The organism is Streptomyces sp. LARHCF249, assembly GCF_052871255.1.
In genome coordinates this window covers 221,039-236,228 of the sequence record NZ_JBIXJQ010000007.1, presented here as the reverse complement: position 1 = coordinate 236,228, position 15,190 = coordinate 221,039, and the positions used below count along the sequence as shown (strand labels likewise).

The following is a 15,190-nucleotide window of genomic DNA, read 5'->3' as shown; positions in this document are numbered from 1 at the left end:
GGACTATCGGGCCTGCTCGCCGGGCCCGATACCCAGGGCCTCGGTCGCCGTCGGATTCACCAGCAGGGCGGCGACCGCCACCGCCGCCAGGGCCAGGGCCGCCCCGGCGGCGATCATCGCGCCGCCGGTCGTGTACAGCGTCCACGCCACCGGCAGCGCCATCAGCTGGGTGATCAGGGCCGGTCCGCGGCTCCAGCGGCGGCCCAGGCGCAGACCGCGGGCGGCGATCAGCGGCAGCGCGGCGAGCGCGAGCAGGGTGATGCCGCCCGTCTCCGCCTGCTGCGGGGAGTCGGGGTCGCCGGCGATGCCCACGAACAGCATGTAGACGCCGAGGCCGGCCAGCGCCAGGCCCTCCAGGGCCGTCAGCACGGCGGCGGCGGTCAGCCGGCCGGGCAGCGCGGCGGGGGATTCGGCGGCGGGAGCGGCGGTGGGGGCGGCGGCTTTCGCGGGCTGCTTCTTACTCACTCCAGCAGGGTAGCCGCGCGTCCCGGACGCCGGAGGGGCACGGGTGGCAGGGTCGCCATTCGAAGCTCATGGACGGGCTGGGTAGTCTGGCGCTCATGCGCGCACTTCTCGTGGCCAACCCAGCAGCGACGACCACCAGTGCGCGCACGCGCGACGTCCTGACCCACGCCCTGGCCAGCGAGATGAAGCTGGAGGCGGTGACCACCGAGTACCGGGGCCACGCCCGGGACCTGGGGCGCCGGGCGGCGCACGAGGGGCTCGACCTGGTCGTGGCCCTGGGCGGCGACGGCACGGTCAACGAGGTGGTGAACGGGCTGCTGCACGACGGGCCCGATCCGGAGCGGCTGCCCCGGCTGGCCGTGGTGCCCGGCGGCTCCACCAATGTCTTCGCCCGCGCGCTCGGCCTGCCCAACGACGCGGTCGAGGCGACCGGCGCCCTGCTCGACGCCCTGCGGGAACAGCGCGAGCGGATCGTGGGCCTCGGCCTTGCGGCCGGCACCCCGGGCACGGAGGACGAGTCGGTCCCGGCCCGCTGGTTCACCTTCTGCGCGGGCTTCGGCTTCGACGCGGGCGTGGTGGGACGGGTCGAACAGCAGCGCGAGCGCGGCAAGCGTTCGACGCACGCCCTGTACGTACGACAGCTGATGCGACAGTTCTGGGACGAGCCGAACCGCCGGCACGGCACGGTCACCCTGGAGCGTCCGGGCGCGGATCCGGTGACGGATCTGGTGCTGTCCATAGTCTGCAACACCTCGCCGTGGACGTTTCTGGGCAATCGCCCGCTTTACGCCTCTCCGGAGGCGTCGTTCGATACTGCGCTTGACGTACTGGCGCTCAACCGTTTGTCAACTCCGGCGGTCGCGCGCTACGCGACACAGCTCCTGACCTCGACTCCTGAACGAGGTCCGCACGGCAAGCATGCGGTGTCTCTGCACGATCTGACCGACTTCACCTTGCATTCGAAGGTTCCGCTTCCGTTCCAGATGGACGGAGACCACCTCGGTCTGCGCACCAGCGTTCAGTTCACAGGCGTACGGCAGGCACTGCGTGTGATTGTGTGAGTGGAAGAGGCCAAAGTCCTTTCACTCGAACGTTTACACGCTGGTCCACCCCTAGGAAGTAGGGCTGTGACCTAGTAGACACCGACGAATCAAAAAAAACTTTCCGGAAGGGGTTGTATCCCCGTCCGAGGTTTGCGAATCTCTACATGGCGATCGGGACAGCCCGCAGAACCGGCACCCACACAGACCGCCAGAACCCCTCCACGAATCTTCGGACCACACCAGGCAACTGGGTGTCGGCCCTTCCCCCACGGGGGGATTCGTGAAAGCGTTCACATTCACAAGCAACCTGCATTTCACATCAAGAGAGGTAGCAGCCATGGACTGGCGTCACAACGCCGTTTGTCGTGAGGAAGACCCGGAGCTGTTCTTCCCCATCGGCAACACCGGTCCTGCGCTGCTGCAGATCGAGGAAGCCAAGGCCGTCTGCCGCCGCTGCCCCGTCATGGAGCAGTGCCTGCAGTGGGCGCTCGAGTCCGGTCAGGACTCGGGCGTGTGGGGCGGTCTCAGCGAGGACGAGCGCCGTGCGATGAAGCGCCGCGCCGCTCGCAACCGGGCGCGCAACGCCAGCGCCTGACAACGACTTTCGAGCCTCGACGCGCAGCGCGTAGTACCCGTATAAGCGCTTAGCAACGTGCTCTTGAGCCCCGGACCGGGAACCTTCGGTCCGGGGCTCAGTGCTGTCCGGGGGCGGATCCGCCACGCTGAGTGACGGATCCGTCCCGCTCGTTCCGCCGGTTCCGCTACTTCTGCGGGCTGGACGGGATGTCGAGGACCACCTTGGTGCCGCGCGGCTCCGCCCGCACCATGTCGAACGTTCCGCCGAGCTCACCCTCCACGAGGGTCCGTACGATCTGCAGCCCGAGGTTGCCGGCCCGCTGGGGATCGAATCCCTCGGGCAGACCGCTGCCGTCGTCGAGCACGGTGATCAGCAGCCGCCCGTCGGCGCGACCGGTTCCGCTGCGGATGGCCGACACCTCCACGGTGCCCCGCTCCCCCTGGGTGAAGGCGTGCTCCAGCGCGTTCTGCAGGATCTCGGTCAGCACCATCGACAGCGGAGTGGCGACCTCCGCGTCCAGGATCCCGAACCGGCCGGTGCGCCGGCAGTCGACCTTGCCCGGCGAGATCTCCGAGACCATCGCGATCACCCGGTCGGCGATCTCGTCGAACTCGACCCGCTCATCCAGGTTCTGAGACAGCGTCTCATGCACGATCGCGATCGAACCGACCCGGCGCACGGCCTCGTTGAGCGCCTCGCGGCCCTGCGGCGAATCCATTCGCCGGGACTGCAGCCGCAACAGTGCGGCCACGGTCTGGAGGTTGTTCTTCACCCGGTGGTGGATCTCCCGGATGGTCGCGTCCTTGGTGATCAGTTCGCGTTCGCGACGGCGCAGTTCGGTGACGTCGCGGCACAGCACCAGGGAACCGATCCGGGTCCCCTTCGGCTTGAGCGGGATGGCGCGCAGCTGGATGACCCCGCTGCTGCCCTCGACCTCGGTCTCCCTCGGGGCCCAGCCGCTGGCGAGCTTGACCAGGGCCTCGTCCACCGGCCCGCGGGACGGGGCGAGTTCGGCGGTGGTGTTGCCGAGGTGCTGCCCGACCAGGTCGGCTGCGAGGCCGAGGCGGTGGTAGGCGGAGAGCGCGTTCGGGGAGGCGTACGTGACCACGCCGTCGGCGTCGAGCCGGATCAGGCCGTCGCCGACGCGCGGCGAGGCGTCCATGTCGACCTGCTGGCCGGGGTACGGGAAGGAGCCCGCGGCGATCATCTGGGCCAGGTCGGAGGCGGACTGGAGGTAGGTGAGCTCCAGCCGGCTCGGTGTACGCACAGTGAGCAGGTTCGTGTTGCGGGCGATCACTCCGAGTACCCGGCCCTCGCGGCGCACGGGGATCGACTCGACGCGCACGGGCACCTCCTCGCGCCACTCCGGGTCGCCCTCGCGCACGATCCGGCCCTCGTCGAGCGCCGCGTCGAGCAGCGGGCGGCGGCCGCGCGGCACCAGGTGGCCGACCATGTCGTCCTGGTACGAGGTGGGGCCGGTGTTCGGGCGCATCTGCGCGACCGAGACGTACCGGGTGCCGTCGAGGGTGGGCACCCACAGCACGAGGTCGGCGAAGGACAGGTCGGAGAGCAGCTGCCACTCCGAGACCAGCAGGTGGAGCCACTCCAGGTCGGTTTCACTGAGAGCGGTGTGCTGGCGTACGAGGTCGTTCATGGAGGGCACGTGGCGAGCGTACCCCGGGTACGCCCCATGACTTTCCCCACGGGAATACTCGGGAGTACACAGGAGGGGCCCCGGGCGCGTACTGTTGGAGGAAGTGACGGCATTCCGGGTGCTGTCATTGGATGGACAGAACAGAATGGTCTAGTCCACAATTGCCTTAAGCTTCCGCCCTCCCCGCACAGGAGGACGGATCGAGGTAAGCCGCGCGCTCTGCCCTGACCGCGCAGGCACCTCCCAACGGCCGCGGGAACCGCACACCCTCGGCCGTGAGTACTCCGGGCTACGGTGCCGGACGGGCTGAGGGTCCCGTCGGGCACCGTGGCCCAGAGGAAACGGCCTCGAGCCCCTCCCGCCTCGCCCATTGCGCGACTGCCGGAACATCCCCTGAAGTACGGCTCCGGCCTACCGCCGCACCCCGCGCTCGGCGCTTCCGCCGCCTCTGAAGCCGTGCGGGGCGACCCACCATCCGCTCGGCGAACCCGTAGCGCGCGACTGCGGCGCGGTCGGTCCCGGCGATCGGCCCGACCCGCCCCGCCCCGCCCGCCGGAGTGCGCCTGCCGGGATTCGGACCACCATGGAAAGGGGTGCGAACCGGGGTCTGGCGGGCCCGGTTCTGCTAGATTGGTCTATACCACAACAGCCCCCACCCTTCTCAGATCGGCAGGCCCCGCGTGGAAGTTGTCATCGTCCCGGACGCCAAGGCAGGCGGCGAACTCATCGCGGAGGCCATGGCCGCACTGGTCCGCCGCAAGCCCGACGCCCTGCTCGGCGTGGCGACCGGCTCTACCCCGCTGCCCATCTACGAGGCCCTCGCCGCCAAGGTCAAGGCGGGCGAGGTCGACGCGTCGCGGGCGCGGATCTGCCAGCTCGACGAGTACGTCGGCCTGCCGGCCGGGCACCCCGAGTCCTACCGTGCGGTCGTGCTGCGCGAGGTCGTCGAACCGCTCGGGCTGTCCGAGGCCTCGTTCATGGGCCCCGACGGCTCGGCCGAGGACATCGTCGCCGCGTGCGAGGCCTACGACCGCGCGCTCGCCGAGGCCGGCGGTGTGGACCTCCAGCTGCTGGGCATCGGCACGGACGGGCACATCGGCTTCAACGAGCCGTGCTCCTCGCTGGCTTCCCGCACCCGTATCAAGACGCTGACGGAGCAGACCCGCGTGGACAACGCGCGGTTCTTCGACAACGACATAGACCAGGTGCCGCACCACGTCATCACCCAGGGCATCGGCACCATCCTCGACGCCCGGCACCTGGTGCTGCTGGCCACCGGCGAGGGCAAGGCCGAGGCCGTCGCGCAGACGGTCGAGGGGCCGCTGTCGGCGCTGGTCCCCGCCTCCGCCCTGCAGCTGCACCGGCATGCCACGGTCGTCGTGGACGAGGCGGCCGCGTCGAAGCTGAAGCTGGCCGACTACTTCCGGCACACGTACGCGAACAAGCCCGCCTGGCAGGGCCTGTAGCCGTCCGCACGCGAAAGGGCCGGGCTCCCGTCACGGGGGCCCGGCCCTTTCGCATCCGCGGGTTCAGCAGTCCCGCCGCCGGGGCGGAGCCCCGGGGCTGTTCGGTTACGCGCCGGCCAGGATTTCGGCCGCGGCGCGGCCGCAGGCGGCGGAGGCGCCGTGCGTGGCGATGTACAAGCGGCCCCGCGGCTCGGCCCGCGGCAGGCCCATCTCGACCACGACTGTGTCGGCCCGCGCCGCGACCAGCGCGTCGAGCACCTCCGTCATCCACGGGTGCCGGTGCGCGTCGCGCACCACCGCGACGACCGTACGGTCCCCCGCCGCCGCCAGGACGTCCCCCGCCGACGCGCCCTCGGGGTACGTGCCCGAGGCCGTCCCCGGCATCAGCGCGGCCAGTTCGGCGGCCACGCCCCACGGGGTCTCGTCGCCCACCGCGATGTTCGCGACCGGGGTCAGCGTGGCCACGTAGGGGGCAGCGGCCAGCGGGCTCGCCGCACCGGTGACGGCCACCGCCCGGCGGGCCGCCTCCAGGCCGATGCCGGACGCGCGGCTCCCCTCCGGTCGCGCGTCCGGCCTGGCCCGGCGGGTCCACTCGGCGAGCGCGCGGACCCGGGCGGCGGCCTCGGCCAGCCGCTCCTCCGGCAGCGCGCCCTCCCGTACGGCCGCGACCAGCGCGTCCCGCAGCCGGAGCACGGTCGCCTCGTCGGCGAGCCCGCCGCCGACGCAGATCGCGTCGGCGCCGGCCGCGACGGCCAGGACCGAGCCGCGCTCGATCCCGTACGTCCCGGCGATGGCGTTCATCTCCATGCCGTCGGTGACGATCAGCCCCTCGTAGCCGAGCTCCTTGCGCAGCAGACCGGTCAGGATCTGCGGGCTGAGGGTGGCCGGGCGGGTCGGGTCCAGGGCGGGCACCAGGATGTGCGCGCTCATCACCGCCTTGGTGCCGGCCTCGATCGCCGCCCTGAAGGGCACGAGCTCGCGGGCCTGGAGGGTGTCCAGGTCCACGTCGATGCGCGGCAGCGCGTGGTGCGAGTCGACGTTGGTGTCGCCGTGGCCGGGGAAGTGCTTGGTGCACGCGGCGACGCCGGCGGCCTGGAGGCCCTCGACGTACGCGGCGGTGTGCCGGGCCGCGAGGCGGGTGTCGGCGCCGAAGGACCGTACGCCGATCACCGGGTTGTCCGGGTTGGAGTTGACGTCCGCGGACGGGGCCCAGTTGAGGTTGACCCCGCACTCGGCGAGGCGCCGGCCCAGCTCGCGCGCCACGTCCCGGGTGAGGGAGGTGTCGTCGACGGCGCCGAGCGCCAGGTTCCCGGGGAAGGACGAACCGCCGCGGACCTCCAGGCGGGTGACGTCGCCGCCCTCCTCGTCGATGGCGACCAGCACGTCCTCGCGCTCCGCGCGCAGCTGCGCGGTCAGCGCGGCGAGCTGCTCGGGCGAGGCGATGTTGCGGCCGAACAGGCCGACGGCGGTGAGGCCTTCGGACACCTGCCGGAGCAGCCAGGCGGGGGCGGTGGTGCCCTCGAAGCCGGGCTGGAGGACGGCGAGGGCGTCGCGGGTGACCCTGTCGTTCGAATCGGAGGCCGTCACCCTGTGCGCAAGGACAGTCATGGGGCCGTTATCCCTTCACGGCGCCGGCGGTCATGCCGCCGACGGCCTTGCGCTGGAGGAAGATGAAGATCAGAAGGACCGGTACGGCGAACAGCGAGGACGCGGCCATGGTGGCGCCCCAGTCGTTGCCGAAGGCGGTCTGGAACTCGGTGAGCCAGAGCGGCAGGGTCTGCGCGGACTTGTCCTTGTTCAGGATCAGGACCATCGCGAACTCGTTCCAGGCGGTGATGAAGCCGAAGAGCGAGGTGGACATCAGGCCGGGGGCCAGCAGCGGGAAGATCACCTTGCGGAAGGCCTGGCCGCGGGTGCAGCCGTCGATCTGGGCGGCCTCCTCCAGGGTCACCGGGACGGCGGCGATGAAGCCGCGCAGGGTCCAGATGGTGAAGGGGAGGACCATCACGAAGTAGATGGCGGTGAGCAGCGGGAGGCTGTTCAGCATCTCGCTGTCGCGGGCGATCATGTACATCGCGATGACCATGACCTCCCAGGGGGCCATCTGGGCCATCATCACGGCGAGTACGAGGCCCTTGCGGCCCTTGAACCTCATCCGGGCGATGGCGAAGCTCGCGGCGAGCGCGACGATCAGGGCCACCAGCACGGCGCCGACCGTGACCAGGACGCTGTTGGTGACGTACGTCCAGAACTGGTCGACCCCGGTGGCCTTGGTGAAGTTGTCCAGCGTCGGGGTGAAGACGAAGACCGGGTCCTTGGTGAGGATCTCGCTCGACGGCTTGAGCGCCGAGGAGAACATCCAGTACACGGGGAAGACGAAGACGAGGGCCAGGAGGAGGGCGCCGAGGTTCTTGGCGACGGCTCCGGGGCGGACCGGCCGGCGGGTACGGAGCTTCTGCGCGGGCATCGCGGACGGCGCGGACGGGCCGGACGGCGCGGGCTTCGGGGCGGTGGTCGTGCTCACTGCTCCTCCTCCTGCTTCAGGATCAGGCGGAAGTAGAAGGACATGACGATCACGAGGGTCACGATCGTCAGGACGGAGATCGCGGCGGCGAGGCCGTAGTGGGCCTGGCTCTGGCCCTCGACGTAGGCGAAGACCGGCAGGATCTCGGAGGCGCGGTCGGGGCCGCCCTTGTTCATCGCGTAGACCTGGGTGAAGGCCTTGAAGACCCAGATCACCTCGAGGAACGTGGTGACGAGGAAGAACGGCTTGAGGTTCGGGAAGACGATCTTCCAGAAGGTCTGCCAGCCGTTGGCGCCGTCCATCCGGGCGGCCTCGTACAGCTCGGAGCTGACGGTGGTCAGGCCGGCGTACATGTTGAGCGCGACGAAGGGGATGGAGCCCCAGACCACCAGGATCGTGACGATCACCAGGGTGGAGAGGCCGGTCTCCATCCAGTTGTGCTGCTCGTAGCCGGCGAACCCGGCGGTGCGCATGAGCCAGTTCATGACGCCGAACTGCTCGTCGAACAGCCACTTGAAGACCTGGACCGAGGCGACGATCGGCATGGCCCAGGCCATCACCAGCGCCATCGACAGGACCAGGCGCATCTTCGTGCCGAGCTTGTTCAGCAGGATGCCGATGAGGCTGCCGAGCACCATGATCAGTGCGACGTTGGCGAGGGTGAAGCCGAAGCTCCGGACGACCACGGTCCAGAAGTTCGCGTCGCCGAGCAGCTCGGTGTAGTTGCCGAGTCCGGCGAAGGGGTACTTCCGCTGGATGAACTCGATCTTGTTGATGTCCTGGAAGGACAGGATCACGTTCTTGATCAGCGGATACAACAGGAGGGTCGCGAGGCTGAGCACCGCGGGCCCGATCAGCAGGTAGGGCAGCCACCCCGACGGGAGCGACCTCCCGGCCCCGCGAGGAGACGTACGGCCGCGGTCGCTTCCGCTGACCGGTGCCTTCGGCGGCGGCACGGCGGACTTCATCGGTGCGTCCTGTGGAGCGCTGGTCGCCGCCCCCTGGGAGTGCACAGTCATGGTCTTCGTTTCCTCGCGGTTGACTGTGGAGTCACATGCGCGACCGGGGGCGCGGCGGGCGCTGCGGGCGCCTGCCGCACCCCCCGGTGCGTTCACACTGCTGGGTACTGCGCGTGCTGCGCGTGCAGCCGGTACTGCGGGGTGGGACTACTTGTTGATGCGGTTCGCGATTTCCTTGTCCGCGTCCGCGCCCGCCTTGGCGGCGTCCTCACCCTTCAGGACCTTGGTCATGAACTCCTTGATGGGGTTCGGCTCGGTCTCGACGTTCGCCCAGCCCGGGGTGACCGGGGTGATCTTGCCGTTGACGCCGGCCTTGCCCATGGCCTCCGCGAAGGAGCCCGCGGCGGGGGTGAAGTTGGCGCCGGCCTGGTTCGGGAGCAGCGCGCCCTTGGTCTCGGCGGCGTACTTGGTCATCTGGTCCTTGCCTGCGGCGAGGGCCAGCCACTCCTTGGCGAGCTCCTTGTTCTTGGAGCGCTCGGCCACCGCGAGGTTCGAGCCGCCGAGGAAGACGGTGCTGGTCTTGTCAGCGGTCTTGCCCGGGATCGGGAAGTAGCCGAAGTCGGCCTCCTTGCCCGCTTCCTTCAGGGCCTTCTCGGCGCCGCCGGCCTCCCAGCCGAGACCGATCCAGGAGGAGACGCCGCCCTTGGGGACGATGTCGGTGGACTGCTGCGGGTTGGCCTCGTCCTTGTCCTTGGGGGCGGTGGAGAAGGACTGGAGCTTCTTGTAGAACTCCATGGCGGAGGCGGCCTGCGGGGTGCCCAGTCCGCCCTTCCACTTGCCGCCGTCCTTGACGGCGAGGTCGCCGCCCTCGTCCCAGATCAGGCCGGCGAGGACGTACCAGCTCTGGCCGGGCAGGTAGATCGGCTGCGAGGCCGGGTCGGCCGCCTTCAGCTTCTCGAGGCCGGCGATCCACTCGTCGCGGGTCTTCGGCGGGGTGACGCCGGCCTTCTCGAAGGCCTTCTTGTCATAGATGACGACGCGGTTGGCGGCGTACCACGGGGCGGAGTAGAGCTTGCCGTCGACCTCGGCCGAGGCGAGCATGCTCTTCTGCCAGGCATCGGCGCCGAGCTTGGCCTTGTCCTTCGTCAGGTCGGCGAGGCCGCCGGTGACCGCGTAGCCGGCGGTCTGGGTGTTGCCGAGCTCAAGGACGTCCGGAGGGGTGTTCTCGGAGAGGGCCGTGGTGACCTTCTCCTGGATGCCGGTCCACTTCTGCTCCTCGACCTTGACCGTGACACCGGGGTGCTTGGCCGAGAACTCCTTGTTGACCTCGTCGATCCAGGCCTTCGGCGCGGAGCCGTCCATCACCCAGACGGTGATCTCCTTGGGGCCCGCGTCGGCCTTGGCCTTGCCGTCGTCGCCGTTGCCGCACGCCGCGACACCCGCCAACATGCCCGCCACACTGACCGCCACGATGAGCTTGCGCTTCACGCCACCCTCCTCAGGGATGCCTGCCTGCACTTCCCTTGCCCGCCGCGGTGACATACGCGAAGTACTGCCGTGGGGCCGGGATCTGATCCATATTGGTTTAGACCAGTAGCTGGAGCTTGGCCTAGACCTTTAGGGGTGTCAAGGGTCTAATGAGCGGGTGCTCGGTCCGTTATCGGACCGACACCTGGGGAGAGAGAAGGCCTGTCCCCCCGCACGTGTCACGATGTGACCGCACATATCGGAGGAGCCGGTGACGGCAGCGAAACTGGAGTCGGGAAGGCGGGCGGCGATGGCCACCGAAGGGGCGATCACGGAGCCGGAAGGCGGGGCGGCCACCCGCACGGCGCGTGTACCCAAGTACTACCGACTCAAGCGGCACTTGCTCGACATGACCGAAACGCTGCCGCCCGGCACCCCGGTGCCGCCGGAGCGCACGCTCGCGGCCGAATTCGACACCTCGCGGACCACCGTCCGCCAAGCCCTCCAGGAGCTCGTCGTCGAGGGGCGGCTGGAGCGGATCCAGGGCAAGGGGACCTTCGTCGCCAAGCCCAAGGTCTCCCAGGCCCTCCAACTCACCTCGTACACCGAGGACATGCGCGCCCAGGGGCTGGAACCGACCTCCCAGCTGCTGGACATCGGCTACGTGACGGCCGACGACACCCTGGCCGGACTCCTCAAGATCAACACCGGTGGGCGGGTCCTGCGCATCGAGCGGCTGCGGCTGGCCAGCGGTGAGCCGATGGCCATCGAGACCACCCACCTCTCGGCCAAGCGCTTCCCCGCCCTGCGCCGTTCGCTCGTCAAGTACACCTCCCTCTACACCGCCCTCGCCGAGGTCTACGACGTCCACCTCGCCGAGGCCGAGGAGACGATCGAGACCTCGCTGGCCACCCCGCGCGAGGCCGGCCTGCTCGGCACCGACGTCGGACTGCCGATGCTGATGCTGTCCCGGCACTCCCTCGACGCGGACGGGGAGCCCGTGGAGTGGGTGCGGTCGGTGTACCGCGGCGACCGGTACAAGTTCGTCGCGCGACTCAAGCGGCCCGCGGTCTGACCACAGGTTTCTTTCCGGTACCGGTATACGGACCAGGTCTTACGAACACCGGGCGATCCCCCGTAGATTCCCTGCACTCACGCAGATGATCGACGAGGGGACGAGGGTCATGCCTGAACCGGAGGCACAAGGGAAAGCGGCGAGTCCGGGCAGCACGCCGGGCTCGCCTTCTCCGAAGTCCATCGCCGTATGGGTGCTCGTCGGCCTCGTCGGCGCACTCGGCTGGGCCGTTCTGGCCCTGTCGCGCGGCGAGGAGATCTCCGCCGCCTGGCTGCTCGCCGCCGCGCTCGGCTCGTACGCGATCGGCTACCGCTTCTACTCGCGGTTCATCGCCCGCCGCGTACTGAAGGTGGACAAGACGCGGGCCACCCCCGCCGAACGCCTTGACAACGGTGTCGACTTCCACCCCACCGACCGACGGGTCCTCTTCGGCCACCACTTCGCCGCCGTCGCCGGAGCCGGACCGCTCGTCGGACCGGTGCTTGCCGCACAGATGGGCTACCTGCCCGGCACGATCTGGATCGTCGCGGGCGTGATCTTCGCCGGCGCCGTGCAGGACATGGTGACGCTGTTCTTCTCCACCCGCCGCGACGGCCGTTCGCTCGGCCAGATGGCCCGGGACGAGATCGGCCCGGTGGGCGGAGCCGCCGCCCTCATCGCCGTGTTCGCCATCATGATCATCCTCCTGGCCGTGCTCGCGCTGGTCATCGTCAACGCCTTGGCGCACTCGCCCTGGGGCGTCTTCTCCATCGGCATGACCATCCCGATCGCCCTCTTCATGGGCTTCTACCTGCGCGTGCTGCGGCCGGGCCGGGTCACCGAGGTCTCGCTGATCGGCGTGGCCCTGCTGCTGCTCGCCATCGTCGCGGGCGGCTGGGTCGCGGAGTCCTCGCTGGCGGACACCTTCACCCTGGAGAAGGAGACGCTGGTCATCTGGATGGTCGTGTACGGCTTCCTGGCCTCGGTGCTGCCGGTCTGGATGCTGCTCGCACCGCGCGACTACCTCTCCACCTTCATGAAGGTCGGCACGATCGCACTGCTGGCCGTCGGCGTGTTCATCGCGATGCCCACCCTGAAGATGCCCGCGGTCACCGACTTCGCGTCGCGCGGCGACGGCCCGGTCTTCGCCGGCTCGATGTTCCCGTTCGTGTTCATCACGATCGCCTGTGGCGCCCTGTCGGGCTTCCACGCACTGGTCTCCTCGGGCACCACCCCGAAGATGATCCAGAAGGAAACCCAGGTCCGGATGATCGGCTACGGGGCGATGCTCACCGAGTCCTTCGTCGCCGTCATGGCCGTGATCACCGCCTGCATCCTGGAGCCGGGCCTCTACTTCGCCATCAACTCCCCCGGCGGCGTCATCGGCACCACGGTGGAGTCGGCCTCGCAGGCGGTCACGAACTTCGGCTTCGCCATCTCACCGGAGGCCCTGGCCCAGGCCGCGAAGGACGTGGAGGAGACGAGCCTGCTCTCCCGTACGGGTGGGGCGCCGACCTTCGCACTCGGAATGTCGGAGATCTTCGCCTCGGTGATCGGCGGAGGCTCGATGAAGGCCTTCTGGTATCACTTCGCGATCATGTTCGAGGCGCTGTTCATCCTCACCACGGTGGACGCGGGGACCCGGGTCGGCCGGTTCATGCTCCAGGACACCCTGGGCAACGTCCACAAGTCCTTCAAGGACGTCAGCTGGAAGCCGGGCGTGTGGCTCGCCAGCGCCATCGTGGTCGGCGGCTGGGGCTACTTCCTGTGGGTCGGCGTGAAGGACCCGCTGGGCGGCATCAACCAGCTGTTCCCGCTGTTCGGCATCGCGAACCAGCTGCTGGCCGCCGTCGCCCTGGCGGTCTGCACGACGCTGCTGGTGAAGTCGGGGCGGCTCAAGTGGGCCTGGGTGACGGCGGTTCCGCTGGCCTGGGACGCCACGGTGACGCTCACCGCGAGCTACCAGAAGATCTTCTCCGAGGACGTCCGGGTCGGCTTCTTCGCCCAGCGCGACAAGTACCAGGCCGGCATCGACGCGGACAAGGTGCTGCCGCCCGCCAAGAACATGGAGGAGATGCAGACCGTCGTCACCAACGCCACGGTGGACGGGGTCCTGTGCGCCCTCTTCGCGCTGCTGATCATCATCGTGCTGGCCGACGCGGGCCGCACCTGCTTCAAGGCGATCAGCAACCCGGAGTCGGCGAAGCTGGCCGAGGTCCCGTGGACCGAGTCGAAGATCATCGCTCCCGCGGGGCTGATCCCGACCGCCGAGGAGAAGGCCGAGCTCGCCGCGGCGGGCCTGGACTCGGGCGGCGGGCAGGTCAAGGAGCCGGTGGCATGACCTCCCTGCGGGAGCGGCTGGCCAAGGTCCGGTACTACGTCCGCGAGTTCTCCGGCGAGGCGGCCTACGACCGGTACGTCGCCCACGCCCGCGGCCACGACCCGGACGCGCAGGTCATGACCCGCCGCGCCTTCGAACGCGCCCGCACGGACGCCCGCGAGGCGGATCCCCGCGAGGGCTTCGGCTGCTGCTGAGCCCCTCGCACACCGAAGGCCCCGCCGCGTTCTGCGGCGGGGCCTTCGGGTCGTTCAGCGCACCCAGTCCTTGAGGGGCTCGGTCTGGAGGGTGATGCCGACGGGCTCGGGGAGCGCGATGTCCGTTCCGTACGGCACGATGTGGATGCTCTCGTACCGACGGCCGTTGGGCTGGCTGTAGACGGAGACCTCACACTTGGCCCGGTCGATCAGCAGGTAGACGGGAATGCCTGTCTCGGCGTAGGCCCTGGGCTTCTCGACATGGTCCCTACGGTGGGTGTCGGAGTCCCACGAGGTCACCTCGACGACCATGAGAATCGGAGCGGGATCCACCCAGTCGCCCTGCCCTACGAACGCATGGGACGGCGCCAGCACCGCGTCCGGGATAGCCCGTCCTTCCCGGTATTCCTGGGCGGTGATCCCCTGCGCTCCGTGCAACCAGAGCTCCGGCCGGTGCTGCATGCAGATCCGGGTGAGCCACTGGATGATCATCTGGTGGTCGCCATCCGGCATGGCCTTGCTCCTGATTACCCCGTCGATGAATTCGAGCCGCGTTCCCTCCCTCTCGCGCGCCGCTATCCGTGCGACGGCTTCGAAGTCCTCAGTCAGCATGTGCGGACGTTCGGTCATCACGGTCATGCCTCGCTCACCTTCATCGACGGTGCTGTCTCCGACGATAGCGCCGGGCACCGACACCCGTCCGGCACACTCGACCCCATGGACATAGTGATCAGGGCGGCCCGGCCCGCCGAGTACGAGCAGCTGGGGGAGATCACCGCGCAGGCCTACGTGGGCGACGGCCTCCTCGGCTCCGGTGAGGCGTTCTACGCGAAGGTCCTGCGCGATGTCGCCGGGCGGGCCGCCGACGGGGAGGTGCTCGTGGCCGTCGAGCAGGGGACCGTCCTCGGCGGGGTGACCTTCGCCCCGCCCGGGAGTCCGCTGTGCGACATCGCCGGGCCCGGCGAGGCCGAGTTCCGGATGCTGGCCGTCTCCCGCGAGGCCCGCGGACGCGGCGCCGGCGAGGCCCTGGTGCGCGCCTGCATGGCCCGCGCACGGGAGCTGAAGGGGGTCACGCACCTGGTGCTGTCCACCCAGCGCGGCATGACGGGGGCCCAGCGGATCTACGAGCGGCTCGGGTTCATCCGGACGCCGGAGCGGGACTGGGCGCCCGTTCCCGGGCTGACCTTGCTCACGTACCGTCTGGAGCTGTAGACGCACCGACACAACATGTGGGGGGTCGCTCATCCGCGGCCCCCCACATGTATGCTCAAGCCTGCTGTCGCCGCAGGGGAATCCGGTGTGAATCCGGAACTGTCCCGCAACGGTATGAAAAGTCCGAGGACCTGCCGACAGCGCATCCGGCTCGACCGAACCGGGTGCCGATACGTCCGGGCCTCGCGGTTGGGCCGGTGGACGCCATGCGGTCGACGCGTTCCCGTCACGCCC

At 69.6% G+C, this 15,190-nt stretch carries 14 protein-coding genes and 1 riboswitch; of the genes, 7 read left to right on the top strand and 7 right to left on the bottom strand.

Annotated elements, in window-relative coordinates; translation table 11 throughout:
- Positions 1-3: 3 nt before the first annotated feature.
- Positions 4-465: a hypothetical protein gene (locus ACIPUC_RS22035; protein ID WP_446591506.1), complete on the bottom strand. Its 462-nt coding sequence runs from the start codon at positions 463-465 to the stop codon at positions 4-6.
- Between the two features lie 95 nt (positions 466-560).
- Between ACIPUC_RS22035 and ACIPUC_RS22030 the strand changes: the two genes are divergently transcribed.
- Both ACIPUC_RS22030 and ACIPUC_RS22025 read left to right on the top strand, forming a co-directional pair.
- Positions 561-1,526: a diacylglycerol/lipid kinase family protein gene (locus ACIPUC_RS22030; protein WP_446591504.1), complete on the top strand. Its 966-nt coding sequence runs from the start codon at positions 561-563 to the stop codon at positions 1,524-1,526.
- A 319-nt stretch (positions 1,527-1,845) separates the two neighbouring features.
- Complete coding sequence (locus ACIPUC_RS22025) at positions 1,846-2,103, top strand: WhiB family transcriptional regulator (protein ID WP_003953983.1); 258 nt, start codon at positions 1,846-1,848, stop codon at positions 2,101-2,103.
- Positions 2,104-2,269: 166 nt separating this feature from the next.
- Here ACIPUC_RS22025 and ACIPUC_RS22020 read toward each other — a convergent pair whose 3' ends face one another.
- The gene (locus tag ACIPUC_RS22020) at positions 2,270-3,739 is read right to left on the bottom strand and encodes a sensor histidine kinase (protein WP_446591883.1); all 1,470 of its coding nucleotides are present in this window, start codon (positions 3,737-3,739) and stop codon (positions 2,270-2,272) included.
- A 680-nt stretch (positions 3,740-4,419) separates the two neighbouring features.
- On the opposite strand from ACIPUC_RS22020, the gene nagB reads away from it, so the two are divergent.
- Positions 4,420-5,205 (top strand): glucosamine-6-phosphate deaminase, encoded by a 786-nt coding sequence (nagB, locus tag ACIPUC_RS22015; protein WP_446591502.1) that lies wholly within the window; start codon positions 4,420-4,422, stop codon positions 5,203-5,205.
- A 105-nt stretch (positions 5,206-5,310) separates the two neighbouring features.
- Here nagB and ACIPUC_RS22010 read toward each other — a convergent pair whose 3' ends face one another.
- From ACIPUC_RS22010 to ACIPUC_RS21995, 4 genes are all read right to left on the bottom strand, one after another.
- Positions 5,311-6,813, bottom strand: coding sequence for a glycoside hydrolase family 3 protein (locus tag ACIPUC_RS22010; protein WP_446591500.1), 1,503 nt, complete (start codon positions 6,811-6,813; stop codon positions 5,311-5,313).
- Between the two features lie 7 nt (positions 6,814-6,820).
- Positions 6,821-7,672: a carbohydrate ABC transporter permease gene (locus tag ACIPUC_RS22005; RefSeq protein ID WP_446591882.1), complete on the bottom strand. Its 852-nt coding sequence runs from the start codon at positions 7,670-7,672 to the stop codon at positions 6,821-6,823.
- 53 nt (positions 7,673-7,725) lie between these two features.
- Positions 7,726-8,748: a carbohydrate ABC transporter permease gene (locus ACIPUC_RS22000; protein ID WP_446591498.1), complete on the bottom strand. Its 1,023-nt coding sequence runs from the start codon at positions 8,746-8,748 to the stop codon at positions 7,726-7,728.
- Between the two features lie 147 nt (positions 8,749-8,895).
- Complete coding sequence (locus ACIPUC_RS21995) at positions 8,896-10,176, bottom strand: extracellular solute-binding protein (protein WP_446591496.1); 1,281 nt, start codon at positions 10,174-10,176, stop codon at positions 8,896-8,898.
- A gap of 289 nt (positions 10,177-10,465) precedes the next feature.
- Here ACIPUC_RS21995 and ACIPUC_RS21990 point away from each other — a divergent pair, with 289 nt between their 5' ends.
- The 3 genes from ACIPUC_RS21990 to ACIPUC_RS21980 all read left to right on the top strand — a co-directional run bounded on the left by ACIPUC_RS21990 (position 10,466) and on the right by ACIPUC_RS21980 (position 13,744).
- On the top strand, positions 10,466-11,230 hold the full coding sequence (locus ACIPUC_RS21990; protein ID WP_362393062.1) for a GntR family transcriptional regulator: 765 nt from the start codon (positions 10,466-10,468) through the stop codon (positions 11,228-11,230).
- A 109-nt stretch (positions 11,231-11,339) separates the two neighbouring features.
- Positions 11,340-13,550: a carbon starvation CstA family protein gene (locus ACIPUC_RS21985; RefSeq protein ID WP_446591494.1), complete on the top strand. Its 2,211-nt coding sequence runs from the start codon at positions 11,340-11,342 to the stop codon at positions 13,548-13,550.
- Positions 13,547-13,744 carry a CstA-like transporter-associated (seleno)protein gene (locus tag ACIPUC_RS21980; protein WP_446591492.1) on the top strand — a complete coding sequence of 66 codons (198 nt, stop codon included), beginning with the start codon at positions 13,547-13,549 and terminating at the stop codon, positions 13,742-13,744. The genes ACIPUC_RS21985 and ACIPUC_RS21980 overlap by 4 nt, the downstream gene beginning before the upstream one ends.
- Positions 13,745-13,798: 54 nt before the next feature.
- Here ACIPUC_RS21980 and ACIPUC_RS21975 read toward each other — a convergent pair whose 3' ends face one another.
- The gene (locus tag ACIPUC_RS21975) at positions 13,799-14,383 is read right to left on the bottom strand and encodes a Uma2 family endonuclease (RefSeq protein ID WP_446591490.1); all 585 of its coding nucleotides are present in this window, start codon (positions 14,381-14,383) and stop codon (positions 13,799-13,801) included.
- A 78-nt stretch (positions 14,384-14,461) separates the two neighbouring features.
- Between ACIPUC_RS21975 and ACIPUC_RS21970 the strand changes: the two genes are divergently transcribed.
- Positions 14,462-14,956, top strand: coding sequence for a GNAT family N-acetyltransferase (locus tag ACIPUC_RS21970; RefSeq protein ID WP_446591488.1), 495 nt, complete (start codon positions 14,462-14,464; stop codon positions 14,954-14,956).
- A gap of 64 nt (positions 14,957-15,020) precedes the next feature.
- A riboswitch (adenosylcobalamin-variant (AdoCbl-variant) riboswitch) is annotated at positions 15,021-15,097 on the top strand.
- The last annotated feature ends 93 nt before the right edge of the window (positions 15,098-15,190 follow it).